Annotated in this window: 2 protein-coding genes; both read right to left on the reverse strand. The window is 61.0% G+C overall.

Features of this window, described 5'->3' with window-relative positions; genetic code table 11:
- Positions 1-180: Sir2 family NAD-dependent protein deacetylase (locus tag L692_RS29735; RefSeq protein ID WP_036724895.1), on the reverse strand; the 180-nt coding region annotated here is incomplete at its 3' end.
- Positions 181-217: 37 nt separating this feature from the next.
- On the reverse strand, positions 218-752 hold a 535-nt coding region (locus L692_RS0121645; RefSeq protein ID WP_025702095.1), incomplete at its 5' end, for an HAD family hydrolase.

Raw genomic sequence — 752 nt, forward strand, 5'->3', positions numbered from 1 at the left:
GAAGAAGCTGTGGCTCAGCATTTGCTCGGGGGGATAGGGCGAATGCTTCTCCGACAGATACAGCCCCGCCGCAGAGCGGAAATCGGGAATGCCGCTTTCCGTCGATGTGCCGGCTCCTCCGAAAAAGACGATACGGCTGCTTGCCTGTATCCAGGAAGCCAAGGTCTTTAAAGAATCCATAGCTTGTAACCATCCTTTCTTCTGCAAAATGATAAAATCATTCCGAAACGGCAAGCTGGGTGAAATCGCGGATGACGATATCGGCGTCAGCCAAATGCTCCGCCGCTCCCTCTGCCGATGATATGCCGATAGCCAGGCGGAGGCCCGCTCCCCTGCCCATCTGCATATCGGCGTTGCTGTCCCCGATGACGACGGTCTCTTCGGGCAGAGCCCCAAGCTCCCGGCATGCGGCCTCCGCCATTTCGGGGGCAGGCTTGCCTTTGACCACTTTGTCCCTCGTCACCACCGCGCTGAAATAGCCGGAAATGCCGAGCCACTCCAGATGCTCGGCCGTCGTATGCGATTCATCGGAGGTTACGACGCCCAGCCGCAGCGAGGTCTGCGCGCACTGCTCAAGAAAAGGCAACAGCCCGGGCAGCGGCCTTGCGGCGCGGCGCTCGCGCAGCTCATTCATCGCCTCCTTGGCGATGCCCATCACCCGCACGATCGCGTCATTCCAGGGAACGCCCGCGGCGTAGAGCTGCCAGGCCAGAATGCCGTAGGTCTGCTCGACCGTAGCCATCGGCAGCGGC

Source organism: Paenibacillus forsythiae T98 (genome assembly GCF_000520735.1).
GTDB lineage: Bacteria > Bacillota > Bacilli > Paenibacillales > Paenibacillaceae > Paenibacillus_AQ > Paenibacillus_AQ forsythiae.